Below are 24249 nucleotides of genomic sequence, written 5' to 3' on the forward strand. Positions count from 1 at the left end.
GGGAGCCTTTTCCACCCGGATGTGGCAAGTGGCTACCCTCTCAGGGAGCCCTGTCCGCAAACCGAGGATGTCCGACATGATCGAACCCGTGCAGTTGCCCTCGCCCTGGCGGGACGCACGCCTGACCGTCGTGGTCCCCACCTACAACGAGGCGGGCAACCTTCCGGCGCTGGTCGAGCGGCTCATCGCCCTGCCGCTGCCGGGTCTGAAGATCCTGGTGGCGGACGACAACTCGCCCGACGGCACCGGCGAGGTGGCCGACAAGCTGGCGATCGAGCACCCGGAGCGGATCGAGGTCGTGCACCGGGCCGGCAAGGAGGGCCTCGGCCGGGCGTACGTGGACGGCATCGGGCGGGCGCTCGACGGCGGCGCCGAGTACGTGGCGCAGATGGACGCCGACCTGTCGCACCCGCCGGAGGCGCTGCCCGGCATGCTCGGCGCGCTGCTCTCCACCCAGGCCGGCGTGGTGATCGGCTCCCGGTACGTGCCGGGTGGCGAGCTGGACGAGAACTGGCCGCTGTACCGGCGGGCGCTCAGCGGCTGGGCGAACCTCTACGTGCACACCCTGCTGCGGGTGCGGATCCGCGACCTCACCGCCGGCTTCAAGATCTGGCGGGCGGACGCGCTGCGGGACATCGGGCTGGAGCGGGTGCAGTCCAACGGCTACAGCTTCCAGGTGGAGATGCACTACCTCGCCACCAAGCTGGGGCACACCATCCTGGAGGTGCCGATCCGCTTCGAGGAGCGGCGCGACGGCACGTCCAAGATGACCACCGCCACCAAGATCGAAAGCGCGCTGATGCCGTTCAAGCTGCGCAGCAAGCACCGCCACATCGAGCGCTGACCCGGCGGCCGGGTCGACGCGGGCAACCGGCCGCCGCTGATCCGTCCTCGACATCAGCTCCACAGGGTCCGGCCGGGCATCGGACGCCACGGCCTGCCGAGTTCGGCCGCGCCGCCTCCGCCGTGCGCCACCGCTCAGCCGGGCCACGACGTCGCCCGGCTGGCCGGCGGTGGACCGGTCCGTCGGGTGGGTCAGTGGTAGACGGCACGGTGGGCGGCGTCGACGACCGCCGCGTACAGCCGGCCGGTGCCGGCCCGGTCGCGGGCCAGCGCGGCCCGCGCGGCGTTCGCGCCCGGCGCGCCGTGCACCCCGCCGCCGGGGTGCGCCGACGCGCTGGCCAGGAACAACCGGTCCACCGGCGTGTCCGCGCGACCCAGGCCGGGGATCGGGCGCAGGAACAGCTGCTGGTACGCGGCCGAGGTGCCGCCGCCCACCGCGCCGCCGACCAGGCTCGGATCGCCCGCCTCCAGGTCGGCCGGCCCGGCCACGTGCCGGCCGACGATCAGGCTGCGAAAACCGGGGGCGGCCGCCTCCAGCACGTCCTCCATCCGCTCCACCTGCGTGGCGATCTCCTCCGCCCGCCAGTGTCGGCGGAACGGCAGGTGGGTGTACGACCAGAGCGACTCGGTGCCCGGCGGCGAGTGGCTCGGCTCGGCCACCGACATCTGCCCGACCAGCAGGAACGGGTCGCGCGGCAGCTCGGAGCGGGCCAGCGCGGCGGCGTAGCTGGTCAGCCCGTCCAGGTCCGTGCGGAGGTGGACGGTGCCGGCGGTGGCCACCGCCGGGTTGCTCCACGGCACCGGCGCCGACAGCGCCCAGTCCACCTTCAGCGTCGAGCCGTCCCAGCGGAAGTGCGCCAGGTCCTCCACCAGCCGGGGCGGCAGCGCCGCCGCGCCGACCAGGTCGAGGTAGAGCGCCGGGGCCGGCACGTCGGCGAGCACCGCACGGCGGGCCCGCCACAGCGACCCGCCGACCGTGCGCACCCCCATCGCCCGGCCGCGGGCGGTCAGCACCCGGTCCACCCGGGCGCCGTAGAGGATCCGCCCACCCCGCTCGGTCAGCCGGTCCACCAGCGCGTCGGTGATCCGCTGCGCACCACCGGCCGGCACCGGCCAGCCGACCTGCTGGCCGAGCATCGCCAGCAGCCAGCCGTACACCCCGGAGCCGGCCTCCTCGGGGGACAGGTCGGTGTGCAGGGCGCAGCCGGCCAGCAACGCCGGACCGCCGGCGCCGTCGAAGAGTTCGTCGCCGAGCTTGCGCACCGGCACCACCAGCCGCCGGGCCAGCCGGAGCGCGCCGGCGACCCGCAGCCGGCGCAGCAGCGTGAGGCCGCCGCGCACCGGCGGGAACGGCGTGGTGATGGTGTCCAGCATCGGCTCGGCGACCTCGAGCCAGTCGGTGTACGCGTTCAACCAGCGCTTGCCGTCGCCGGGCGCGAACGCCTCCAGTGAGGCCGCGGTGACCTCCGGGTCCCGGTTGAGCACCGCCGCCCGGTTGTCGGGGAACAGGTGGGCCAGCACGTCCGGGGCGTTCCGCCAGCTCAGGCCGTACCGCTGCAGGTCCAGCCGGCGCAGCACCGGCGAGGCGTAGCCGAGCGGGTAGAACGAGCTGTAGAGGTCGCTCAGGTAGCCGGGGGCGGTCACCTGGGCGGAGCGGACCGCGCCGCCGGGCGCCGCGGTGGCCTCCAGCACCAGGACGTCCCAGCCCGCGTCGGCCAGCATGTTGGCGGCCACCAGGCCGTTGTGGCCGGCCCCCACGACGACGGCGTCCGCGCTTCCCGCGCCGGTGGAACTCATCCGATCCGCCTACCCGACGCGGAACCGGGCGAAACGCGTTTGCCTCGCCCGGGCTGGGGCATCCACTGCCGCATGTACACGGTTGCGCAGCTGATAGGTGGCGTGTGGGGCGCGGGTGGCGAAGGGGGCGAGCTGGTCGTACACGACCCGGCGGACGGCACCCCGGTGACCACCGTGCCGTTGGCCACGGCGGACGAGGTCGGCAAGGCGGTGGAGGCGGCGCGCGGCGTCGCGACGGAGTGGGCGACGAGCGACCCGGCCGAGCGGGCCGCGGCGCTGCACCGGGCGGCGGACGCGGTGGCGGCGGTCGCCGACCAGCTGGCCGAGGCGACCACGGCCGAGATGGGCAAGCCGCTGGCGGACGCCCGCGGCGGCGTCGAGGCGGGAATCGGCACGCTGCGACAGTACGCGGAACTCGCCCCGGTGCGGGGCGGGCGCACCCTGCACGGCGGCCACCACGCGCTCGACTTCATGGTGCCGCAGCCACGCGGCGTGGTCGCCGCGATCACCCCGTGGAACGACCCGGTGGCGGTCTCCTGCGGGCTGCTCGGCGCGGCTCTGGTGACCGGGAACGTGGTGCTCTACAAGCCGAGCGAGCGCACCCCGGCCACCGGCTGGCTGCTGGCGAAGGCGCTGGACAGCGCGCTGCCCGCCGGGGTGCTGTCGCTGCTGACCGGCGGCCCCGAGGTCGGCGCGGCGCTGGCCGCCCAGGAGGTCGACGTGGTGGCCCACGTCGGCTCCACCGCCACCGGCCGGGCGATCGCGGCCGCCGCCGCCGGGACCGGTGCCAAGGTGCTGCTGGAGAACGGCGGCAGCGACCCGCTGGTCGTCGACGCCGACGTCGACCCGGTCTGGGCGGCCGGACAGGCGGCGACCGGGGCGTTCGCCAACGCCGGGCAGATCTGCGTCGCGGTGGAGCGGGTCTACGTGCACCGGGACGTGGCCGAGGACTTCGTCGAGGCGCTGGTGGACCGCGCCCGGGCGCTGCGTACCGGCCCGGGCCGCGACCCGGCGACCGAGCTCGGGCCACTGGTCGACCGGCGGCACCGCGACCACGTGCACGGCCAGGTGACCGCCGCGGTGGCCGAGGGCGCCCGGATCCGCACCGGCGGCACCCTGCCGGAGGGGCCCGGCGCGTTCTACCCGGCGACCGTGCTGGCCGACTGCCGGCACGACATGGCGGTGGTACGCGACGAGACGTTCGGCCCGGTCGTCCCGGTGGTGGTGGTCGACTCGTTCAGCGAGGCGTTGCGCTGCGCCGCCGACTCGCCGTACGGGTTGGCCGCGACGGTGCTGACCGGGTCGATGAGCCACGCCCAACGGGCCTGGCGGGAGCTGCCGGTGGGCACCGTGAAGGTGAACGCGGTCTTCGGCGGGGCGCCGGGCGGTGCCGCGCATCCGCGCCGCGGCAGCGGCCACGGCTTCGGGTACGGCCCGGAACTGCTGGACGAGTTCACCGCGACCAAGGCGGTGCACATCGAGGCACCGGGCGGCGGCCACTGGTGACACCAGGGGCGGCTGTCCGGATTGGATAGCCGCCCCTTTCGTCGTACGCCGGAATCTGTCACCGGCTCCGCGACCGGCCGCTCTCCCGGGCCTTGGCGGTCTGCCGGTTGTTCGCCTTCTCGATCGCCTTGACCAGTTCCGGCTTGGTCATGCTGGACCGGCCGGGGACGTCGAGCTTGCGGGCGACCTTCATGAGGTGGTCCTTGGTGGCGTTGGCGTCCACTCCACCGGCGGTGGGCGCCCGCCGCTCCGGGCCGCCGCCGGCCGCCTGCCGGTCGCTCGGGCCCTTGCGGCCCTTGGACTCCCAGTGGTCGCCCACCTTCTCGAACTCGTGCTTCACCGCGGCGAAGGCGGTCCGGTGCGCCCGCTCCCCCTCGCCGTAGGTCTCCACCGCCGAGTCGTGCGTCTTCTCCCACGTGCGCTGGGCCTTCGCCGGGGAGCGCCGCAGCGTGCTGGGCAGTACCTCGCGCCCGGGCATCTCGTCCTCCTCCGTTTCGACGGTTCCGTGTGACCTGTATGAGTTCCCGGTCATCCAGGACACAAACCGCGCCCCGGCGGCGGCCGTTTGCGGTCTTCCGGGCCTGGGTACCGGCGGGCCAGGCAACGCCGGATGGACCGGTCATCCGGCGGCCGGGGCACAGGGAGCGGGCCATGACGACGACAGAGCCCGGCGCGGCACTCGGCGCACAGCGCGGCCTGCGGATGCCCCGCCGGGTACGCCAACTGAGCTGGCGGACCTGGCGCGGAGTGCTGGTACGCAGCGCCCGCAACTTCATCGCCGACAACTGCGCGGACTGGGCCGCGGCGCTGACCTACTACGGCGTGCTGGCGCTCTTCCCGTCCACCATCGTGGTGGTCTCCCTGGTCGGGCTGGTCTCCGACGGCGAGCGGACCGTCGACACCGTCCTCGACCTGGCTCGCGAGATCGGCGCCGGGTCGGTGGTGGCCAACGAGAGCTTCGTCGGCGTGGTCCGCGACGTGGTCGACAAGGAGAGTTCGGCCGGGGTGCTGCTGAGCTTCGGGTTGCTCGGCGCCCTCTGGTCGGCCTCCGGGTTCATCGGGGCGTTCACCCGCGCCTCGAACGCCATCTACGGGGTGACCGAGGGGCGGCCGGTGTGGAAGCTGCGCCCGCTGCAGATCGGCCTGGCCGGGGTGTCGCTGGTCCTGCTGGCCGTGGTGGCCACCGGGCTGATCGTCAGCGGCCCGGTCACCGACGCGGTGGGCGACCTGGTCAACGCCGGCGGGCTGGCCCGGACGGTGTGGAGCGTCAGCAAGTGGCCGCTGCTCGCCGCGATCATGATGCTGCTGCTCTCCCTGCTTTTCTGGATCGCCCCCAACGTGCGGCAGCCCCGCTTCCGCTGGCTCACCCCGGGCGGCGCGGTGGCGCTGCTCTCCTGGGCGCTGGCCAGCTTCGGCTTCGGCCTGTACGTGGCCAACTTCGGCTCGTACGACGCCACCTACGGCAGCCTCGGTGCGGTGATCGCGTTCCTGGTCTGGCTCTACCTGTCCAACTCGGCGCTGATGCTGGGCGTGCAGATCAACGCCGAGCTGCAGCGTGGCCGGGCGCTGCAGGCCGGCGATCCGGACCCGGCGGAGCCGGTGCTGCCGCCGAAGCAGCCGGCCGGTACGTGACCGCTTGCCGGGTTTATCGCCGGTCCCCCCGGGTAGCGCAACAGGCATGGAGCGTGGCAACAGCAAGCACGGACCGAGGCTCGACGAACAGCTGAGCCAGGAGGTCAGCGGCCTCGTGCAGGGGCCGGGGACCGGTGGTTCCCGGGTCGACGAGGCCCGGGTGCCGGAACCGGCCGGCGAGGACCAACCGGAGGCGACCACCGCTCCGGCGGGCGAGCTGCGCAGCGGCGCCCCGAAGGGGATGAGCTCGCAGGACGTCGAGCGGCGCAGCCGGCTCGGGCGGTTCATCACCATGTCGGCCCTGCCCGGTGACCGCGCGGCGCTGATCGCCAACGCGCGGGACAACGACGCGCCGGACGACATCGTCGCCGAGCTGGAGCGCCTGCCGGACGGGACCCGGTACGAGACGGTCTCGGAGGTGTGGGCGGCGCTCGGCAACAAGAACGAGACGACCCGCTGGTGACCGGATCGCCCCACGATCCGGACCAGACCGGCGGAGAAGAGGAGGATGCCTGATGAGTGGCGTTACCGAACACGTGGACGTTTCCGTCCCGGTGCGCACCGCGTACGACCAGTGGACCCAGTTCGAGGAGTTCCCCCACTTCATGGAGGGGGTGCAGGAGGTTCGGCAGCTCTCCGACACGATGACCCACTGGACGGTCGAGATCGCCGGGGTGAAGCGGGAGTTCGACGCCGAGATCACCGAGCAGCTTCCGGACGAGCGGGTGGCCTGGCGGTCCACCGGCGGCACCCAGCAGGCCGGGGTGGTGACCTTCCACCGGCTGGACCCGGAGCACACCCGGGTCACCCTGCAGCTGGAGTTCGAGCCGCACGGCGTGGTCGAGCAGGCCGGCGACAAGCTCGGCATCGTCGACCGGCGCGCGAAGGGCGACCTGGAGCGGTTCAAGCAGTTCATCGAGCGGCGCGGTCAGGAGACCGGCGCCTGGCGCGGCAAGGTCGACCGGCCGCAGCCCTGACGACCCCTCGGAACCGAACTCGGATGGCCGCCGGCACTGCCGGCGGCCATCGCCGTGTCCAGGTCCGCAGCTTCGTCGCCGCGCCCTTCCTCGCCGCAGGGGCCCGGCCGGGCCGGTGGACCGGCCGGGCGTGTCGTTTGCGCCCACCGGGCCGGGGTACCGCGAAGGTATGACCCACGACAAGAAGGTGTGGCGGAACGAGGAACGGACTCCGCTGCAGGAACTGGACCGGGCCGTCGCGCGATCGACGCTGGACGGCCAGTCCGACGACGTGACCGCCAACGACGCCGGCGAGGAGGCCGCCTTCGGCCACGGGCCGGAGGCGGTGGATCGGGGCGGCGAACCGGCCGGGGCCGGCCGCGAACCCACCGACCGGGACCGCGCCTACCGCCCCTCCACCACCGGCCGCACCGGCCCCGACTCCCTGTAGCGGTCACCGGACCGTGGCCCGGCGCCGCCGCGGGGTCCGCCTCCCGGCGGGTCGTCGGCGCGCCGGGGCGGGTCAGCGGCGGCGGGTACTGGCGGTGTGCAGGGCGACCAGGGCGAGCGCCAGCAGGAGCAGCGCCGGGCCGAGCAGTTCCACCGAGGTGTTGCCGAGCAGCACCCCGATCCCGGCCGGGATCAGCGCCCCACCCAGCCCGGCCGTGCCGATCTGCAGCCCGATGGCCCGGTCCGCGTGCGCCGCGCCGACCCGGTCCGCCGTGGTGAGGGTGAGCAGCGGGAAGACCGGGGCGGCGGCGAAGCCGACGACGGCCAGCCCGGCCACGGCGAGCCAGGCCGGTCCGGGCAGCGCGATCAGCGCCGCGCCGGCCGCCATCCCGAGCAGACTCGCCCGCAGCACCGCCGGCGCGCCCAGCCGCTCGGCCACCACGCCCTGCACCACCCGGCCCACGAACAGGCTGCCCCAGTAGCCGGACACGCAGAGCCCGGCGACCGCCGCACCCAGCCCTCTCCCCTCGGTGAGCAGCAGGAACGCCCAGAGCCCGGCGGCCACCTCGATCGCCACGTAGACGGCGAACGCCAGCGCGCCGAACCAGACGGCCGGCAGGCGCAGCGTCTCGCGTACGCGGACCGGCGCGACCGCCACCGCGGACGGCGCACCGCCCGCTCCGGCGACCGGCACCCGGACCTCCGCCGGCAGGCCGCCCTCCCCCGGCGCGGCCGGCGCGGCACCGGGCACCGGTGCGCGGTCCCGCCACGCGCGCACGGTCAGCGCGAACGCCACGGCCAGCACGAGCTGGGCGGCGGCCACCACCGCGTACCCCCACCGCCAGGACAGCCCGGCGGTGAGCGCCCCCGTCATGATCAGCGGCCCGATCGCCACGCCGAGACCGAAGAAGGCGTGCATCCAGTTCATGTGCCGGGGGCCGAAGGCACCCGCCGCGTACGCGTTGAGCCCGGAGTCGATGGCGCCCGAGCCGAGTCCGAGCAGCAGCGCGCAGCCGACCATCAGGGCCAGCGCGGGCGTACTGGCGTACCCGGTGAGCGCCAGGCTGGCCAGCAGGGTGCTGCCGGCGAGCAGCCGGCCGACCCCGAGCCGGGCCAGCGTGAAGCCGGCCGCCACGCTGGAGCTGAGGTATCCGACGGTGCCCGCGGTGAGCACCAGGCCGACCGCCTCGGTGGGCACGCCGAAATCCACCCGGATCGACGGCCAGCCGACCCCGATCAGGCCGTCGGGCAGACCGAGGCTGACGAAGGCGAGGTAGGCGAGCAGGAGCAGGGCGGCGCGGGGTCGCGGGGTGATGGGCACGGACGACAATCCTGCCCGAGCCGCCGGCGTTCACCCGGGCCTCCCCCGCCGAGCCGGGAAATCCGGTCCGGACGGTCGGGAAAACGGACAGCTCATCCAGAATCGGCCGTTCGGCTGACGGCAAGCCCGGATCACCGCGCAAGACTTTCGGGATGCAACAGGGCTCCGGCATCCTCACCACGCGTCAGCGCCGCCTCGCCTGGCTGGGTTTCCTCCTCGCCGCCATCCAGGCTCCGGTCTCGGCCAAGCTGGTCTCGGACAGCTCCTGGCTGTTCAGCCTCTGCGTCGCGTTGATGGTGGCGACCGTGATCATCGCCGACGACGCGGCCCGGCGCCGGCCGGCCGACGCGCGCTCCGGCGACTAGCCCGCCGATCCCGGGCGCGCCTCGTGGCCGGGGCGGCCCCGGCTGCGGCGACGTTCCTTCATCTCCGCCTCGTACAGGTGCCGCCGGCCGCCGACCAGTTGGTCCCGGGCCTGCCGGTCCACGTCGCGGAAGAGCGCGTAGTAGCCGTCGTCGAAGTCCTCGACGATCTGGAAGGTCCACCGACCGGCGATCACGTTCCGGCCGAGCAGCTCGGTGGCGATCCGCTCGGCGATGTCCGGGTGCCCGGCGGAGCGGAACATCCGCACCGCGTCGTCGAGCATCAGGTCGGCGTGCCCGACCAGCTGGTGCAGCGAGTAGAGGTGGCCGCGGACCCGCTCCACGCACTCCAGCGCCTCGCTGAGCTTGCCGAGCGCGGCCACCGTCTCGTCGCTGACCCCGGCGGGTCGACGGTGGGCCTCGTCGGGTCCGTCCGCGTGCTGTCCCATCCGTCCCTCCCTGGTCTCGGCCGGCCCGGTCCGGGCGGTTCTCCTAGTGCCCCGCGGCCGCCCGGTTAAGCCCCTCGGCCGGCACCGGCCGCCCGGTGGAGGAACGACACCGCCCGAGCGGCCGAGGTCACCGGGGCGATCGGTTGGCTAACCTCGTTCCCCATGCGTGTGCCGTCGAACCGGGTCGCCGCCCGTGCCGTCGTCGACTCGGCGTGGTCCACCCTCGCCGCCCTGACCGCCGCGGTCGGCGCCGACGGCCTGGCCGCCGCGGCCGCCCGACCGGGCCTGCTCGCCCTGGTGGACCAGCACGCCGCCGCGGTGCGGGACAGCCTGGCCGGCGACCGCAGGCCGCTGAGCGCCGCCGCGCTCGCCGGCTACGCCGAGGGGGTGCGCTCGGCCGCCCTGGAGCACGGCTGGCAGCCGCCGGCCGGCCCGGTGGACTGGTCCGATCCCGACTGGCCACTCACCCGGCTGCTGGCGGTCTGCGCGCTGTTCCGCACGCTGGGCACGCCGGCCCCGGGTCCGCTTCCCGCACTCTGACGGCCCCGCTTCCGCTTCCCGCACCTTGACGGCGCCGCTTCCGCTTCCCGCACTCTGACGGCCCCGGAGCCACTTCCCGCGCTCTGACGACGCCGGGAGGGCGCCCGCCACCGGCGGACACCCTCCCGATCCGTGGGCGGATCAGCGCCGGAACTGCTGCGTCTCGTCGCTCGTCGCGCCGGACTGGTAGGTGCCACCGCCGGCCATCGTCTGCTCGCGCATGGGCTGCGCCGCCCGGTCGGCCATCTGCCGCTCCATGTCGCCGCGGCCGGCCGCCTGAGCCTGCCGGTGCGCCTGCACCGCCCGCGACTCCTCGGCCATCCGCTGCAGCCAGCGGTCCCAGCGGCTCTGCATCGGCCGCACCAGGCCACCGCCGACCCCGACGATCAGGATGCCGGCCACGGTGGCGAGCACCGCGACCAGTACCGGCGTGGTCACCGTCGTGGCGATGCCCACCTGGTTGAGCGCCGCGATCACGCCGAGCGCGATCACGAAGATCGCTGCCAGGTCGGCCAGGATCCGGCCGTACGACAGCCCGCCGAGCGCGCCGGCGACCAGGTCCCGGACGGCGTTGGCGATCGCGGCCGCCACCACCACGATGATGATCGCCACGAAGGCCCGCGGCAGCCAGGCGACCACGCCCGAGATCAGGTCACTGATCGCGTTCGGGCCCCAGACGCCGAAGGCGAACTGCAGGGTGAACAGCAGCACGGCGTAGTACGCCAGTTTCGCCAGGATGTCGCTGGCGTCGTACTTGGTGCGTTCCAGTGCGCGCTTGATGCCGCCGCGCTCGACGGCCCGGTCGAAGTTCACCCTTTCCAGTACCGTGTCCACGATCTTCAGGACGGCTCTGGCGATGAGCCATCCGACCACGAGGATCGCGATGAACGCGATGGCCCTCGGTATGAACAACAGCACCGACCTCCACATGTCGGCCACGGCATCGCCGATGTCGACCTGCCTGACCGCCAGGGTTTCCGGCATGATGTCCCTCCTGTCGCATGGTCTGCGCCGCGCGCTTACCCCGTCGCTCACCGGGCACGCCGCGCCGGTCACCACGTTTTTCCCGACATGTCGCGCCACACCGGCCGTGACCTGCATGAACAGGCATCCGACGCGACGCGCGGCGCATGATCCGGAATGCCGGACCGGTGCTCGGGCTAGGCTGCGGTCATGCCAGGAACGGTCGGGCGGGTCCCCACGCCACCAGCGCCGGTCTCGGGGGCACCGGCCGCCCCGGGTGCCGCGACCGCCGTCCTCGGCCACCACTGGGCGGGCACCTCGCTGGGCGCGCCGGAGGGTTGGGACCCCACCCTGCGCGCGGTGGTCGACGTGGTGCTGGCTTCCCCGGTGCCGATGGCCCTCACCCTGGGCGACGACTTCCTGCTGCTCTACAACGACGGGTACGCCGAGCTGATCGGCGACAAGCATCCGGAGGCGGTCGGCCGGCCGGCCCCGGAGGTGTTCGCCGAGATCTGGCGGGCTCCGGGCTTCGGTGACGCGGTCGAGCACACCTACCGCACCGGCGAGCCGTTCCTGGAGAGGGAGACCACCCTGCCGCTGCACCGCCGCGGCTCCGGGGTGGTCGAGCACGTCGTCTTCACCCGTGGCTACTCCGCGGTACGCGACGGCGCCGGCCGGATCGTCGGGGTGCTCGCGGTGGCAGCGGAGACCACCCAGGTCACCCAGCAGTTGCAGAGCCTCAGCGACTTCTCCGCCGCGCTCGCCGGCACCCTCACCCTGGACGACGTGGCCCGGGTCGCGCTGCGTTACGCGATCACCTCGTTCGACGCCGACCTGGTCACCTTCGCCGTCGACGAGGGCGGGGGCGGCTGGCGGCTGGTCCGGCGGATCCGCGGTGAGCTGCTGGACGAGGCCGACGAGCGGCTGCCGCCGTTGTGGCGGCGTACGCCGGCGGACTGGCCGGCCCCGGTGGTGGTCGCGGCGCGCAGCGGGGTGCCGCACTTCGCGGCGGACGGGCAGCCGCTGCGGGAGACCGCGGTGGACCGGCACGACCAGAAGATCCGGGCGCTGGCCACCGTGCCGCTGCGCGCCTCGGTGGTGCGCGGCGGGCTGGCGATCGGCTACCAGACCCCGCACAGCTGGTCGGCCGCCGAACGCGCGCTGCTGGCCGCCGCGGCCGAGCTGGCCGGCCAGGCGGCCGAGCGGGCCCGCCGGTTCGAGACCCAGCACGGCACCGCCCAGCTGCTGCAACGCAGCATGCTGCCGGAGCACCTGCCGGACCTGCCCCGGCTGCGGATCGCGGCCCGGTACGACCCCGGAGTGGACGGCAACGCCGCGGGCGGGGACTTCTACGACGCCTTCCTGCTGCCCGGCGGTGAGCTGGGCGTGGTGCTCGGCGACGTGGCCGGGCACGACGTGCAGGCCGCCGCCCGGATGGGTCAGGTACGCGCCGCGCTGCGCGCGCTGGCGCTCAGCGACCCCCGGCCGGACGCCGTCCTGGCCGGGCTGGACCGGCTGGTCACCAGCCTGTGCGCCGAGGCCGGCACGCACGAGCTCTTCGTGACCGTGGTGCTCGGCGTGGTCGACGCCGAGCGGCAGCGGCTCACCCTGGCCAGCGCCGGCCACCCGGCCCCGCTGATCCGGCGGTGCGACCCGGCCGGCGAGCCGCTCGCCGAGTACGTGGAGGTGCCCACCGGCGCCCCGCTCGGGCTGGGCTCCCGGCCGGCAACCACCACTGTCCGCTTCGCCCCCGGCGACACGCTCCTGTTGTTCAGCGACGGCGTGGTGGAACGGCGGCGGCAGGGCCTGGCCACCGGCCTCGGCTCGCTGGCCGAGGCGGTCGCCGGCGCGGGCAGCGGGGACCCTCGGGCACTGTGCGCGGTGGCTTCCGCGGCGGTGCCCGGCGCCACCGAGGACGACGTCGCGGTGCTCGCGGTGGAACACGCGCTGCGGCCGAGCCGGTCGGCGAGCATGGAGGTGCCGGCCGAGCCGACCGCGCCGAGCCGGGTGCGGCACTGGATGAGCGGGCAGCTCACCGAGTGGGGGGTGGCCGACTCGGTGATCGGGGCGGCGGTCCTGTGCACCAGCGAGCTGACCACGAACGCGTTGCTGCACGCCGGCACCGCCGCCCGGGTGGAGATCGACCTCAGCCCGGAGCGGCTGCTGGTGTCGGTCGCCGACTCGGGCACCCGGGGCACCGTCACCCGGGCGCAGACCGACACGTTGAGCAGTCGGGGACGCGGGCTTGGCCTGATCGAGGAGCTCAGCGACGCCTGGGGGACGGACCCGACCGTACGCGGGTCGACCGTCTGGTTCGAGATCCTGCTGCCGTCCGACTGACGCCGCTGGCGTCGGCCGGGCCCGGAGAGGGTAGGAGGCGCTTCATGCCTACCGACAACCCCGCCGGTGTCCTCTTCGACGTCGACGGCACCCTGGTCGACAGCACCTACCTGCACACCGTGAGCTGGTGGGAGGCGCTGCGCCAGGACGACCGGCCGGTCCCGATGGCGACCATCCACCGCGCCATCGGGATGGGCTCGGACAAGCTGCTCGACCACCTGCTCGGCCCGGAACGCGACCGGGACGCCGACGACCGGCTGCGCGACGCCCACGACACCCTCTACGGCGAGTACTGGGAGCGGCTCCAGCCGCTGCCGCGCGCCGCCGACCTGCTGCGCGCCTGCGCCGAGCACGGGCTGCGGGTGGTGCTCGCCACGTCGGCCGCCGAACACGAGGTGGCCGCGCTGCGCCGGGCGCTGGCCGCGGACGACGTGATCGACACCGTCACCTCGTCGGCGGACGCCCGGCAGAGCAAGCCGGCGCCGGACATCCTGGTCGCTGCGCTGGAGCAGTCCGGACTGGACGCCGCCCGGGTGGTCTTCGTCGGCGACTCGGTCTGGGACGTCGCCGCCGCCGGCAAGTTGGACATCCCGTGCGTGGGCCTGACCTGCGGCGGCACCAGCCGCGGCGAGCTGGCCGGAGCCGGCGCGGTGGCCGTCTACGAGGACCCGGCGGCGCTGCTGGCAGCGCTGCCCGACTCGCCCGTCCTCGCCCGGAGGTGATCCCCGCGCCACACCGGCGCGGCGGGGAGGAATACGGACACCCTCGGCGGGGCATGGACTGTCACCACCTGCCCGTGCCCCGCGGGCGCGGCGAAGGGTGGTGGTCGTGGAGCCGGTGGACGTCGCGTTCGCGGTGGTCGGTGTGGGTGCGTTGCTGGCGGGAGTCCTGCCCCGGGCGCTGGAACGCCGGCCGCTCTCCATGCCGATCGCCTTCCTGGCGCTCGGCATGCTCGTCTTCCTGCTCCCCACCGGCCTGCCCGATCCCGACCCGCTGGTGCACAAGGAGATCGCCACCCACCTCACCGAGATCGGCGTGATCGTCGCGCTGATGGGCGCCGGCCTGAAGATCGACCGGCCGCTGAGCTGGCGGCGGTGGTCGTCCACCTGGCGGCTGCTGGCGATCGCGATGCCGCTGTGCATCGCGGCGGTGGCCCTGCTCGGCTGGTGGTGGGCGGGCCTGGTGCCGGCCACCGCGCTGCTGCTGGGCGCGGCGCTCGCCCCCACCGACCCGGTGCTCGCCTCGGACGTGCAGGTGGGCGAGCCGACCGACGTGGAGGACAACGAGGACGAGGTGCGCTTCGCGCTCACCTCCGAGGCGGGGCTCAACGACGGGCTGGCCTTCCCGTTCGTCTACGCGGCCATCGCCATCGCCGCCACCGGCCTCGCCCCGGCCGACTGGCTGGGTCGGTGGCTCGCCGTCGACGTGCTCTACAAGGTCGCGGTCGGGGTGCTCGGCGGCTGGCTGGTCGGCTGGCTGCTGGGCAAGTTGTTCTTCCGGGCGCCCAACCCGCTGCGGCTGGCCCGGCACGCCGAGGGCTTCCTCGCGCTGGCCGCGACCTTCCTGGCGTACGGGCTGGTGGAGGTGGTCGGCGGGTACGGCTTCCTGGCGGTGTTCGTGGCCGCCCGGGCGATCCGGGCCGCCGAGCGCACCCACGAGTTCCACTCCGTGCTGCACGACTTCGCCGAGCAGGTCGAGCGGCTGCTGACGGTCCTGCTGCTGCTGCTCTTCGGCGGCGCCGTGGTGGGCGGCCTGCTGGCCCCGCTGACCTGGCCGGCCGCCGCGGTCGGGTTGGCGCTGATCTTCCTGGTCCGGCCGCTGGTGGCGTGGTTGTCGCTGCGCGGCGCCCCCGGCCGCCCCGCCGAGCACTGGGTGATCGCGCTGTTCGGCATCCGGGGCGTCGGCTCGCTCTTCTACCTGGCGTACGCGACCACCGCGGTGGACTTCCCGCAGGCCGATCTGGTCTGGGCCGCCACCGGGCTGGTGGTGATCGTCTCCGTGGTGGTGCACGGCGTCGCGGCCACCCCGGTGATGCGGCTGCTGGACCGGGCCGGCGAGCGCACCGCCGACCCGGCGGAGCGGGCGGCCGAGCCGGTGGCCGGTGCGGCCCGGGCCTGACCCGCCCACCAGCCGCCTCGCCGACCTGTCGCCCACCCGGGTGGCCCGATGCCGTCCCGGCAGGGCGCCCTCCGCCGGGCGGGCGGAGGGCGTGCCGGCGGTCAGCGCAGCCGCTCGACCAGGGCCCGACCCAGGTCGCGCCCCGACCGCCAGGCGCTCTGCACCCGGGGCGGGCCGAACGCGTCCCCGGCCAGCCCGACGCCGTCGGCGTCGAGGTGGTACGTCCCCTCCGGTCGGGCGGTCGGCTTGGCGTACGTCCACCGGTGCACGTGCACCAGCTCGGCCGGCTCGGGCAGCCCGAGCAGGTCCCGGACGGCCTGCTCGACGGCCGGCCCGGCGGCGGTCGGCTGGGCCAGGTGACCGGCGGCGAACCCGGGGGTGGTGTGCGCGACCAGCACCGGGGCGTCGTCGCCGCGCCGGTCGCCGTCGTCGCAGACCAGGTTGAGCACCGGGTGGTCGTTGACGAACGCGCCGCGGAACCGGGGCCACCGGCGCTCCGGGAAGCGCAGCACCGCGGCGAGCGAGGGCGACCAGCGCTGCGCCTGGGTGGCCCGGGTGGCCGCGGCCAGCGCCGGGTCGAGCAGCAGGGCGGCCTGCGGTCCGGGCATGGCCAGCGCCACCGCCGCGCAGGGCGACCCGTCCACCACCGGGCCCGGTTCGACGCCGAGCACCAGCCGGTCCACCGCCACGGGCAGGTCGCGGGCCAGGTGTTCGACCAGCGACCGCAGCCCGCGCGGCGCCGCCCAGCGCATCGGGCCCGGCACCTCCCGGCGGCCGTCGGCGCCGTACGCCAGGAAGGTGTCGGTCCACTCGCGGACCAGGCCGGCGGCTCGCCACCGCTCGACCACCGCGGCGAAGTCCGGGTCGCTGACGGTGAGGTACGCGGCGCCGAGGTCCGCCGGCCGGCCGTCGAAGCGCCGGCTCGCCATCCGGCCGCCCGGCACCCGGCCGCGTTCCCGGAGCTGGACCGGCACGCCGGCGCGGTGCAGCTCGGCGGCGCAGGCCACCCCGGCGATCCCGGCGCCGACCACCACCACCTGCCCCCGGTCCGCCGCCATCCGAGGATCGTATGCGCCCGGACCCGGGCGCCCGGCCGAGCCGCCCGGCGGGTCGCTCGCTCGGAGGGTCGCGGCCGGCGGCGCTCAGCAGTTCGCGGCTGCCGAGCGCGGCCCGGCGGGTCACGGCCGGCGGCGAAAGCGGCCGGCGGTTCGCATGAACCGCCGCCGATCCGGGTATTGGCACGCCTGTTCGAAGGAAGGTGGAGATCATGACGGACCGCAGCAACGACCAGTCGGACCCGCGGGGCGCGATCAAGGACCCGGACGAGTGGGTCACCGGCGAGGAGCCGCCGACCGCGGCCCAGGAGTCCTACCTGTCCACGCTGGCCCGGGAGGCCGACGCGGAGGTGCCGGACGGGTTGACCAAGGCGGAGGCCTCGAAGCGGATCGACGAACTCCAGGCGGAGACCGGCCGCGGCCGGTGAGCCCGTCAACGCGGTGGCAGGCGGTGCAGCTCGACCCGGTCGAGCCGCCCCGCCGCCACCCGGGCGGTCAGGTAGGTGGCGTACGGCTGGGCCCGGCGGTCGGTCGGTGATCCCGGGTTGAGCAGCCGCAGCCCGCCGGGGGCCACGGTGTCCCACGGGATGTGCGAGTGGCCGAAGACCAGCAGGTCGCAGTCGGGGAACCGGGCGGCGCAGCGCTCCTCACGCCGGGTGCGCGGGCCGGTCTCGTGCACCACGGCCACCCGCAGCCCGGCCAGTTCCACCTGGGCGATCTCGGGCAGCCGGGCGCGCAGCGGCGGGCCGTCGTTGTTGCCGTAGACCCCGACCAGCCGGCGGGACCGGGCCAGCATCGCGTCCAGCAGCGCCTCGTCCACCCAGTCTCCGGCGTGCAGCACCACGTCGGCGGCGTCGATGGCCGCCCAGAGCGGCGCCGGAAGGTCCCTGGCGCGCTTCGGCACGTGCGTGTCGGCGGTGATGACCAGGCGCATTTCCGCATTCTCCCGGCTCGCCGCGGATCCCGCCGGGAGCGCGCGGGCAACCGGGTCTTCACACGGCGGCAATCAGGCCGTAGGTTGACGACCATGCATGGGAGCGCTTCCAGCGGCGCTCGTCGATCGATCCCCGGGAGAGAGAGCATGAGAAGCAGACCGGCGCTCGCCGCGGCCGCCGCCGCGCTCACCGTCGCCGCCGCCACCGTCGGCATCCTCCGCGCCCCGGCCGCGTCCGCGGCCGACTCGGCGTTCTACGTGGACCCGGCCACCGCCGCGGCGGCCTGGGTCGCGGCCAACCCGAGCGACCCGCGCGCGGCCGTGATCCGGGACCGGATCGCGAACGTGCCGCAGGGTCGCTGGTTCACCCGGACCAACACCTCGACCGTACGCGGCGAGGTGGACGCCCTGGTCGGCGCGGCGGCCGCCGCCGGCAAGGTGCCGATCCTGGTGGTCTACAACATCCCGAACCGGGACTGCAGCGGGGCGAGCAGCGGCGGCGCCCCGGACCACGCCAGCTACCGGCAGTGGGTCGACCAGGTGGCGGCCGGGCTGGCCGGCCGCCCGGCCACCATCGTGCTGGAGCCGGACGTGCTGCCGCTGATGACCAACTGCCAGACCGCCGCCCAGCAGGCCGAGACGATGGCCTCGATGGCGTACGCCGGCAAGCGGCTCAAGGCCGCCTCGGCCGCCGCGAAGGTCTACTTCGACACCGGCCACTCGGCCTGGCTCTCCCCCAGCGAGGCGGCCGCCCGACTCACCGGCGCGGACATCGCCAACAGCGCGGACGGCATCTCGCTCAACGTCTCCAACTACCGCCGCACCGCCGACGAGGTCGCGTACGCCAAGGCGGTGATCGCGGCGACCGGGGTGTCCCGGCTCAAGGCGGTCATCGACACCAGCCGCAACGGCAACGGGCCGGCCGGCTCGGAATGGTGCGACCCCGAGGGCCGGGCGATCGGCACGCCGAGCACCACCGCCACCGGCGACCCGGCGATCGACGCGTTCCTCTGGGTGAAGCTGCCCGGCGAGGCGGACGGCTGCATCGCCCCGGCCGGCCAGTTCGTGCCGCAGCGGGCGTACGACCTGGCCGTGGCAGCCGGACCCACCACCGCACCGCCCACCACCACTCCCCCCACCACCACCCCGCCGACCACCACCCCGCCGACCACGACCCCGCCGACCACCCCGCCGGCCGGTGGGTGCGCGGTGACCTACACGCCGAACTCCTGGCCGGGTGGGTTCACCGCCGAGCTGCGGTTGACCAACCACGGCGCCGCCCGCACCGGCTGGACGCTCACCTTCACCGCCGGCGCCGGGGTGCGGCTGAGCAACGGGTGGAACGGCGAGTGGAGCCAGTCCGGCGACCGGATCACCGTCCGCAACGCCGCATGGAACGCCAGCCTGCCCGCCGGCGGCACGGTCACCCTCGGCTTCCAGGGCACGTACTCCGGCGGCGCGCTGCCCGCGCCGGGCGGCTTCGCGCTCGACGGCACCGCCTGCTCCTGACCCCCATCGGCACGCCGGCCGGGCCCGCCACCGGGTCCGGCCGGCCCCGCGCCGGCCCTGTCCGCAGCCGTACCCGTTCGGGTGCATCCGTTGTCGCTGGAACGACAACAGATGCACCCGGTCTGTCCGCCAGTCGCGGCGGTCTCCGGCGGCGCGCCTGCCGCACTCCGTGGCCGGGCGGGCGTTACCCGCGCAGGCTGCGGGGAACGTAGCAGGCTGACGAAGGAGGACGCTCATGACCAATCCGACCTCGGCCTGGCGTCCCGGGATGCCGGGCGGTGATACCCTCCCCACCGGCCCGGCGGGCCGGCTGGCGGCGCCCAGCGGCGACGGGCACGGGCCGGAGACGGGCCCGCCCACCGTGACGATCGGCTCGTATCCGGACTATCCGTCCGCCCAGCGGGTGGTGGACTACCTGGCGGACAACCGGTTCCCGGTGGAGCACACCGCCATCGTGGGCACCAACCTCACCCTGGTCGAGACGGTGCTCGGCCGGATGACCACCGGCCGGGCCGCGCTGGTCGGTGCCGGCACCGGGGCCTGGTTCGGCCTGTTCATCGGGCTGCTCTTCGGCATCTTCACGGTGGGCAACTGGCTCGCGGTGATCCTGGTCGGGCTGGTGATCGGCGCCATCTGGGGCGCGGTCTTCGGCGCGGTGGCGCACGCGATGACCGGCGGCCAGCGCGACTTCACCTCGGCCAGCTCGCTGCGCGCCGGCCAGTACGCGGTCATCGTCGACGTCCAGTTCGCCGAGCAGGCCCGCCAGCTGCTGGGCCGGATGCACCTGACCGGGGGGCGTCAGCAACCGGCCTGAGCGCCCAGTACGACCATCCGACGGCCCCGGGGCACCCCGGGGCCGTCGGCGTGTGCCGCCACCGGATGCCGGCGCCGCGCGGCACCGGTCAGCGGTCGGCGGCCGGCCGGGCGTGCAGGTGCTCGCCACCGCACGCGGTTTCTCGGTTTGTCTTTCAAAGCTGTATGACCTGCCGTCGTCACGGCCCACCACAGCCAGCTCTCCGCGCGAAGAAGCACTAGTCAAAATTTGAAAGAGTGCTACTCTTGCGACGTGACCGAGAGCCTGGACCGCACCCGCCTCGCCGCCTGGCGCGCGTACATCGAGGCCAGCCAGCGGCTCTTCACCCAGCTGGAGGACGACCTGCGCGCCGACAGCGAGTTGAGCTTCGCCGACTACCACGTGCTGGTGCTGCTCTCCGAGGCGCCCGGGCAGCGGCTGCGAATGGGCGATCTGGCCAGCCGGTTGGTCTTCTCGCCGAGCCGGCTGACGTACCAGATCTCCTCAATGCAGAAGCGCGGCCTGGTGGCCCGGCAGCCCTGTCCGGACGACCGGCGCGGCAGCGAGGCGGTGCTCACCGCCGCCGGGCTGCTCACCCTGCGCGAGGCCGCCCCGCACCACCTGAAGTCCGTCCGCACCCACCTGATGGACGACCTCGACGACGCCGAGGTCGCCTGCCTCACCCGGGTCTTCGAGCGGCTCGGCCGGCGCCTGCGCGCCGGACGCGACGCGTCGACCGCTCCCGGCGACAGCGACAGTTAAGGAGCCCCGCGATGCCCGCCATCACCGTCGACAACGTGCTCGTCCTGCCCCGCCTGCCCCGGCTCGACGAGTCCACCACCTTCCGGCCGGTCCGCCGGCTGACCACCGCGCCGAGCGGCTACGAGGGCGAGGGCTTCCCGGTCCGCCGGGCCTTCGCCGGGGTGCCGCTGAGCGAGCTGGACCCGTTCATCCACCTCGACCAGATGGGCGAGGTCGACTACGCCCCGGGCGAGCCGAAGGGCACGCCGTGGCACCCGCACCGCGGCTTCGAGACGGTGACGTACATCATCGACGGCGTCTTCGACCACCAGGACTCGCACGGTGGCGGCGGCACCATCACCGACGGCGACACCCAGTGGATGACCGCCGGCAGCGGGCTGCTGCACATCGAGGCTCCGCCGGAGCACCTGGTGGTCAGCGGCGGGCTGTTCCACGGCACCCAGCTCTGGGTCAACCTGCCCCGGGTGGCCAAGATGATCCCGCCGAAGTACCAGGACATCCGCGGCCGGGAGGCCGCCCTGCTCACCACGCCGGACGGCGGCGCGCTGATCCGGGTGATCGCCGGCGAGATCGCCGGCCACCGGGGGCCGGGCGCCACGCACACCCCGATCGCCGTCACGCACGTGACGGTCCAGCCGGGGGCGCAGGTCGACCTGCCCTGGCGGCCGGACTTCAACGCCCTGGTCTACGTGCTGGCCGGGCGCGGCACGGTCGGCGCGGACGCCCGCCCGGTGCACACCGGGCAGCTCGCCGTGCACGGGCCGGGCGACGCCCTCCGCTTCGCCGCCGACGCCCGGCAGGACAGCCACACCCCGGCACTGGAGCTCTACATCATGGGCGGCGAGCCGATCCGGGAGCCGGTGGCGCACTACGGCCCGTTCGTGATGAACAGCCGGGACGAACTGATCCAGGCGGTCGAGGACTTCCAGGCCGGACGGCTCGGCGTGATCCCGGCGCAGCGGCTGCCGCACACCGGGGGCCAGGGCCCGCGGCCCTGACCGTCGCCGTTGCGGAGCGCCCCGGCCACGCCGGGGCGCTCACCGCCGTCTCGGGTGCGGGATTCAGGACACGGCGAATATGCCGGCGACGCCGAGGATCACCATCACCAACACGGCCACCAGCGCCCCCCGCTCGCCCTCCACCGCCTGCTCGCGGTACTCGGTCACGGAGTTCGTCGTCTCGCCGGGCATGGTGTGGCCTCCTCGGTGGTTCGCGTCGGTTCGGGGCGGGCGTGCCGGGGGTGGCCGCCGGTCAGCGGGTGTCTGTCGGCGTGCGGACCTCCGGCGGGGGTCCTACCGTGAGGTTGTCGACCTCGGGAGGGCTGGAGCGGTGGCGCTGCGGGACTGGTTCCTCACCGCACCGGAACGCGCCAACCCGGTGTCAGAGTTACCCATCTGGACCAGCGGAAACCTCGCCGAGCCGTTAATTCACGGCGCCGCGTACTTCGACCGGCTGGTCGACGAGGTGGACGCCCTCGAGGCCGGCGACCACCTCTTCTTCACCGACTGGCGGGGCGACCCCGACCAGCGGCTGCGCCCGGACGGCCCGACCGTGGCCCAGCTGTTCGCCCGGGCCGCGCAGCGCGGGGTGGTCGTCAAGGGGCTGATCTGGCGGTCCCACCTCGACGCGCTGACGTACAGCGAGGCGGAGAACCGCACCCTCAGCGCGGCGGTCTCCGCGGCCGGCGGCGAGGTGCTGCTGGACCAGCGGGTCCGCCGGGGCGGGTCGCACCACCAGAAGTTGGTGGTGCTCCGGCACCCGGGCGCGCCGGAGCGGGACGTGGCGTTCGCCGGCGGGATCGACCTGTGCCACAGCCGGCGCGACGACGTGGTGCACCACGGTGACCCGCAGGCGGTACGGATGTCGGCCCGCTACGGCGACCGGCCGCCCTGGCACGACGTGCAGCTCGCGGTCCGCGGCCCGGTGGTCGGGGCGCTGGACCGGGTGTTCCGCGAGCGGTGGACCGACCCGATGCCGCTGGACTCGGAGAACCCGATGGCCTACCTGCGGGACCGGCTGCGCGGGGCGGACCTGCGCCCCGACCCGCTGCCCGGGCAGCCGGCCGACCCGCCGTCCCGCGGCCCGCACCACATCCAGCTGCTGCGCACCTATCCCGCGGTGCGGCCCCGGTACTCCTTCGCCCCGGACGGGGAGCGGACGGTGGCCCGCGGCTACACCAAGGCGGTCCGCCGGGCCCGCCGGCTGATCTACCTGGAGGACCAGTACCTCTGGTCGCGGGAGGTGGCCGAGTTGTTCGCCCGGGCGCTGCGCGACAACCCGGACCTGCACCTGGTGGCGGTGGTCCCGCGGTTTCCCGATGTCGACGGCCGGCTGGCGCTGCCGCCGAACACCGTCGGCCGGGAGCAGGCGCTGTCGCTGTGCGAGCGGGTCGCGCCGGACCGGGTGCACGTCTTCGACGTGGAGAACCACGCCGGCGTCCCGGTGTACGTGCACGCCAAGGTCTGCGTGGTCGACGACGTCTGGGCCAGCGTGGGCAGCGACAACTTCAACCGCCGGTCGTGGACTCACGACAGCGAGCTGTCCTGTGCGGTGCTCGACGAGACGCGCGACGAGCGGGCCCCGACCGACCCGGCCGGGCAGGGCGACGGGGCCCGGGTCTTCGCCCGGGAACTTCGGTTGCGCCTGTTGCGCGAGCACCTGGACCGGGATCCGGACGGCGGCGGGGACGCCGACCTGCTCGACCCGGCCGACGCGGTGGCCGCGATCACCGCCGCCGCCGAGGCGCTCCAGCGGTGGTACGACGGCGGCCGGGTGGGCCGCCGTCCGCCGGGCCGGCTGCGCCCGCACCGCCCGGAACGGCTGCGCTGGTACACCCGCGCCTGGGCGCTACCGGCGTACCGGCTGGTCTACGACCCGGACGGCAGGCCGCTGCGGGCGCGACGGGCCGGCACCTGGTGAACCGGCGCCGGCCGCTCGCCGCCGCGCTGCGCCAGCACCCGCTCCGCCGGTGCGCCGACCGGCCCGGCGGACGCGCCCCGGCCGCCGGGGTGGACGGTGAAGCCGCCGGGATAGGCGAACGAGGCGCGCGGCGCGTAGAACCCGAAGCCGATGGTGAGCGGGTTGGCCGGCCGGAGCGCGTAGGTGGAGTGCCCGGGCTCGAGGAACTCCACCGACTCGATCACGAACGAGGTGACCGGCTCGGCGACGTACGGATACACCGAGCTGAGCAGTTGGTCGTCGCGGGCGGTGAGGTACCGGTGGTGCCCGCTGCTGATCACGCTGCCGGTCTCGCCCACCTGGCACCGGGCCCGGATCAGCGGCACCCCGTCGATCTCCGTCTCGGCCACCAGCGTGCCGCCACGCACCTCGATGGTGGTCCGGCCGAGCGAGGTCGGGGCGCCGCGGGCGACGGCGTACTCGCGGACCCGCCGGCTGGAGGTGACGTAGTGCGTCCACCAGCCGCCGGCGTTCTCACCGCCGGGCGCGTCCACCCCGCTCAGCGACACCCCGACATAGGTCAGCGAGTACGCCCCGAAGCCGGAGGTCTGGCTGTCGTCCTCGACCACGTACTGGTTCATGAAGACCTGCCGGTCCGGCTGCGCGCGCAGCCCCGGCGGCACCAGCGCGGCGACCGCGTCCGGGTCGGCCGGCAGCCAACTGAAGTAGAGCGTGCGGCTGTTCACCACGAGCTGGGGAGCGGCTGGATCGAGCACGACGCCTCCGAACCGGACGATGTACAGGCGACGCTAGGCCGGTCCCGTCGATGGGACAACGACGGAAAGTCGACACTCCTGCCAACTTGTCGGGTTCCCGGCTGCCCGGTCGGCGGGTCCGGGTGACCGAGCGGTGACCGACTGCGGATGTCCGGCCGGCACCGCGTGGGTCGTCCGAACCGGTAATCACCCTCACAGTCGCTCCGCACTATGTCCGGTTCATGCCCTTGATGGCGTAAAATAAC

26 protein-coding genes are annotated in these 24249 nt (G+C 74.7%); 17 read left to right on the forward strand and 9 right to left on the reverse strand.

All coding sequences use genetic code 11. The features are described from left to right. Positions 1-76: 76 nt before the first annotated feature. Entirely contained in the window at positions 77-844 is a 768-nt protein-coding gene (locus tag GA0070609_RS18470) for a polyprenol monophosphomannose synthase (protein ID WP_088994938.1), read from the forward strand. Between the two features lie 191 nt (positions 845-1035). Here GA0070609_RS18470 and GA0070609_RS18475 read toward each other — a convergent pair whose 3' ends face one another. Then, positions 1036-2640, reverse strand: coding sequence for a phytoene desaturase family protein (locus GA0070609_RS18475; RefSeq protein WP_088994939.1), 1605 nt, complete (start codon positions 2638-2640; stop codon positions 1036-1038). A 72-nt stretch (positions 2641-2712) separates the two neighbouring features. On the opposite strand from GA0070609_RS18475, the gene GA0070609_RS18480 reads away from it, so the two are divergent. Continuing rightward, on the forward strand, positions 2713-4146 hold the full coding sequence (locus tag GA0070609_RS18480; RefSeq protein WP_088994940.1) for an aldehyde dehydrogenase family protein: 1434 nt from the start codon (positions 2713-2715) through the stop codon (positions 4144-4146). A gap of 58 nt (positions 4147-4204) precedes the next feature. On the opposite strand, the gene GA0070609_RS18485 is transcribed toward GA0070609_RS18480, so the two are convergent. Then, positions 4205-4624 carry a ChaB family protein gene (locus GA0070609_RS18485; RefSeq protein ID WP_088994941.1) on the reverse strand — a complete coding sequence of 140 codons (420 nt, stop codon included), beginning with the start codon at positions 4622-4624 and terminating at the stop codon, positions 4205-4207. 173 nt (positions 4625-4797) lie between these two features. Between GA0070609_RS18485 and GA0070609_RS18490 the strand changes: the two genes are divergently transcribed. From GA0070609_RS18490 to GA0070609_RS18505, 4 genes are all read left to right on the forward strand, one after another. Next, positions 4798-5778, forward strand: a complete 981-nt coding sequence (locus GA0070609_RS18490) for a YihY/virulence factor BrkB family protein (RefSeq protein WP_088994942.1) — start codon at positions 4798-4800, stop codon at positions 5776-5778. A 46-nt stretch (positions 5779-5824) separates the two neighbouring features. Beyond that, the gene (locus GA0070609_RS18495; protein WP_088994943.1) at positions 5825-6241 is read left to right on the forward strand and encodes a DUF2795 domain-containing protein; all 417 of its coding nucleotides are present in this window, start codon (positions 5825-5827) and stop codon (positions 6239-6241) included. 52 nt (positions 6242-6293) lie between these two features. Further along, positions 6294-6755, forward strand: coding sequence for an SRPBCC family protein (locus tag GA0070609_RS18500; RefSeq protein WP_088994944.1), 462 nt, complete (start codon positions 6294-6296; stop codon positions 6753-6755). Between the two features lie 169 nt (positions 6756-6924). Then, positions 6925-7185 carry a hypothetical protein gene (locus tag GA0070609_RS18505; protein WP_088994945.1) on the forward strand — a complete coding sequence of 87 codons (261 nt, stop codon included), beginning with the start codon at positions 6925-6927 and terminating at the stop codon, positions 7183-7185. A gap of 72 nt (positions 7186-7257) precedes the next feature. On the opposite strand, the gene GA0070609_RS18510 is transcribed toward GA0070609_RS18505, so the two are convergent. Continuing rightward, positions 7258-8505 carry an MFS transporter gene (locus tag GA0070609_RS18510; protein ID WP_088994946.1) on the reverse strand — a complete coding sequence of 416 codons (1248 nt, stop codon included), beginning with the start codon at positions 8503-8505 and terminating at the stop codon, positions 7258-7260. A gap of 152 nt (positions 8506-8657) precedes the next feature. Here GA0070609_RS18510 and GA0070609_RS18515 point away from each other — a divergent pair, with 152 nt between their 5' ends. Then, entirely contained in the window at positions 8658-8870 is a 213-nt protein-coding gene (locus GA0070609_RS18515) for a hypothetical protein (protein WP_088994947.1), read from the forward strand. On the opposite strand, the gene GA0070609_RS18520 is transcribed toward GA0070609_RS18515, so the two are convergent. Continuing rightward, positions 8867-9316, reverse strand: coding sequence for a hypothetical protein (locus GA0070609_RS18520; RefSeq protein WP_088994948.1), 450 nt, complete (start codon positions 9314-9316; stop codon positions 8867-8869). The two genes, GA0070609_RS18515 and GA0070609_RS18520, sit on opposite strands and share 4 nt — an antisense overlap. A 162-nt stretch (positions 9317-9478) precedes the next feature. On the opposite strand from GA0070609_RS18520, the gene GA0070609_RS18525 reads away from it, so the two are divergent. Further along, entirely contained in the window at positions 9479-9856 is a 378-nt protein-coding gene (locus tag GA0070609_RS18525; RefSeq protein ID WP_088994949.1) for a DUF6401 family natural product biosynthesis protein, read from the forward strand. A 141-nt stretch (positions 9857-9997) separates the two neighbouring features. Here GA0070609_RS18525 and GA0070609_RS18530 read toward each other — a convergent pair whose 3' ends face one another. Continuing rightward, on the reverse strand, positions 9998-10840 hold the full coding sequence (locus tag GA0070609_RS18530) for a mechanosensitive ion channel family protein (RefSeq protein WP_088994950.1): 843 nt from the start codon (positions 10838-10840) through the stop codon (positions 9998-10000). 189 nt (positions 10841-11029) lie between these two features. Between GA0070609_RS18530 and GA0070609_RS18535 the strand changes: the two genes are divergently transcribed. The 3 genes from GA0070609_RS18535 to GA0070609_RS18545 all read left to right on the forward strand — a co-directional run bounded on the left by GA0070609_RS18535 (position 11030) and on the right by GA0070609_RS18545 (position 15277). Then, entirely contained in the window at positions 11030-13159 is a 2130-nt protein-coding gene (locus tag GA0070609_RS18535) for an ATP-binding SpoIIE family protein phosphatase (protein ID WP_088994951.1), read from the forward strand. 44 nt (positions 13160-13203) lie between these two features. Beyond that, the gene (locus GA0070609_RS18540; RefSeq protein WP_088994952.1) at positions 13204-13881 is read left to right on the forward strand and encodes an HAD family hydrolase; all 678 of its coding nucleotides are present in this window, start codon (positions 13204-13206) and stop codon (positions 13879-13881) included. 106 nt (positions 13882-13987) lie between these two features. Further along, positions 13988-15277, forward strand: coding sequence for a cation:proton antiporter (locus tag GA0070609_RS18545; protein WP_088997816.1), 1290 nt, complete (start codon positions 13988-13990; stop codon positions 15275-15277). Positions 15278-15378: 101 nt separating this feature from the next. Here the strand turns inward: GA0070609_RS18545 and GA0070609_RS18550 are convergent, their stop codons facing one another. Further along, positions 15379-16314: an NAD(P)/FAD-dependent oxidoreductase gene (locus tag GA0070609_RS18550; RefSeq protein WP_172899530.1), complete on the reverse strand. Its 936-nt coding sequence runs from the start codon at positions 16312-16314 to the stop codon at positions 15379-15381. Positions 16315-16544: 230 nt separating this feature from the next. Here GA0070609_RS18550 and GA0070609_RS18555 point away from each other — a divergent pair, with 230 nt between their 5' ends. After that, positions 16545-16760, forward strand: coding sequence for a DUF3072 domain-containing protein (locus GA0070609_RS18555; RefSeq protein WP_088997817.1), 216 nt, complete (start codon positions 16545-16547; stop codon positions 16758-16760). Between the two features lie 5 nt (positions 16761-16765). On the opposite strand, the gene GA0070609_RS18560 is transcribed toward GA0070609_RS18555, so the two are convergent. After that, the gene (locus GA0070609_RS18560; protein ID WP_088994954.1) at positions 16766-17266 is read right to left on the reverse strand and encodes a metallophosphoesterase family protein; all 501 of its coding nucleotides are present in this window, start codon (positions 17264-17266) and stop codon (positions 16766-16768) included. Positions 17267-17413: 147 nt separating this feature from the next. Here GA0070609_RS18560 and GA0070609_RS18565 point away from each other — a divergent pair, with 147 nt between their 5' ends. The 4 genes from GA0070609_RS18565 to GA0070609_RS18580 all read left to right on the forward strand — a co-directional run bounded on the left by GA0070609_RS18565 (position 17414) and on the right by GA0070609_RS18580 (position 21328). Next, positions 17414-18775 (forward strand): glycoside hydrolase family 6 protein, encoded by a 1362-nt coding sequence (locus GA0070609_RS18565; RefSeq protein WP_088994955.1) that lies wholly within the window; start codon positions 17414-17416, stop codon positions 18773-18775. A gap of 235 nt (positions 18776-19010) precedes the next feature. Next, positions 19011-19589, forward strand: a complete 579-nt coding sequence (locus tag GA0070609_RS18570; protein WP_088994956.1) for a general stress protein — start codon at positions 19011-19013, stop codon at positions 19587-19589. A gap of 252 nt (positions 19590-19841) precedes the next feature. Further along, positions 19842-20330, forward strand: coding sequence for a MarR family winged helix-turn-helix transcriptional regulator (locus GA0070609_RS18575; protein ID WP_088994957.1), 489 nt, complete (start codon positions 19842-19844; stop codon positions 20328-20330). Positions 20331-20341: 11 nt separating this feature from the next. Further along, positions 20342-21328 carry a pirin family protein gene (locus GA0070609_RS18580; protein WP_088994958.1) on the forward strand — a complete coding sequence of 329 codons (987 nt, stop codon included), beginning with the start codon at positions 20342-20344 and terminating at the stop codon, positions 21326-21328. Between the two features lie 63 nt (positions 21329-21391). On the opposite strand, the gene GA0070609_RS34910 is transcribed toward GA0070609_RS18580, so the two are convergent. Then, positions 21392-21520: a hypothetical protein gene (locus GA0070609_RS34910; RefSeq protein ID WP_255456070.1), complete on the reverse strand. Its 129-nt coding sequence runs from the start codon at positions 21518-21520 to the stop codon at positions 21392-21394. A 139-nt stretch (positions 21521-21659) separates the two neighbouring features. Between GA0070609_RS34910 and GA0070609_RS18585 the strand changes: the two genes are divergently transcribed. Next, a complete protein-coding gene (locus tag GA0070609_RS18585; RefSeq protein WP_088994959.1) occupies positions 21660-23249 on the forward strand; it encodes a phospholipase D family protein in 1590 nt (529 codons plus the stop codon). Here GA0070609_RS18585 and GA0070609_RS18590 read toward each other — a convergent pair. Continuing rightward, positions 23198-24004, reverse strand: a complete 807-nt coding sequence (locus GA0070609_RS18590) for an acetoacetate decarboxylase family protein (protein ID WP_088994960.1) — start codon at positions 24002-24004, stop codon at positions 23198-23200. The two genes, GA0070609_RS18585 and GA0070609_RS18590, sit on opposite strands and share 52 nt — an antisense overlap. Between the last annotated feature and the right edge of the window lie 245 nt (positions 24005-24249).

This window comes from Micromonospora echinaurantiaca (genome assembly GCF_900090235.1).
In the GTDB taxonomy this organism is placed as follows: domain Bacteria; phylum Actinomycetota; class Actinomycetes; order Mycobacteriales; family Micromonosporaceae; genus Micromonospora; species Micromonospora echinaurantiaca.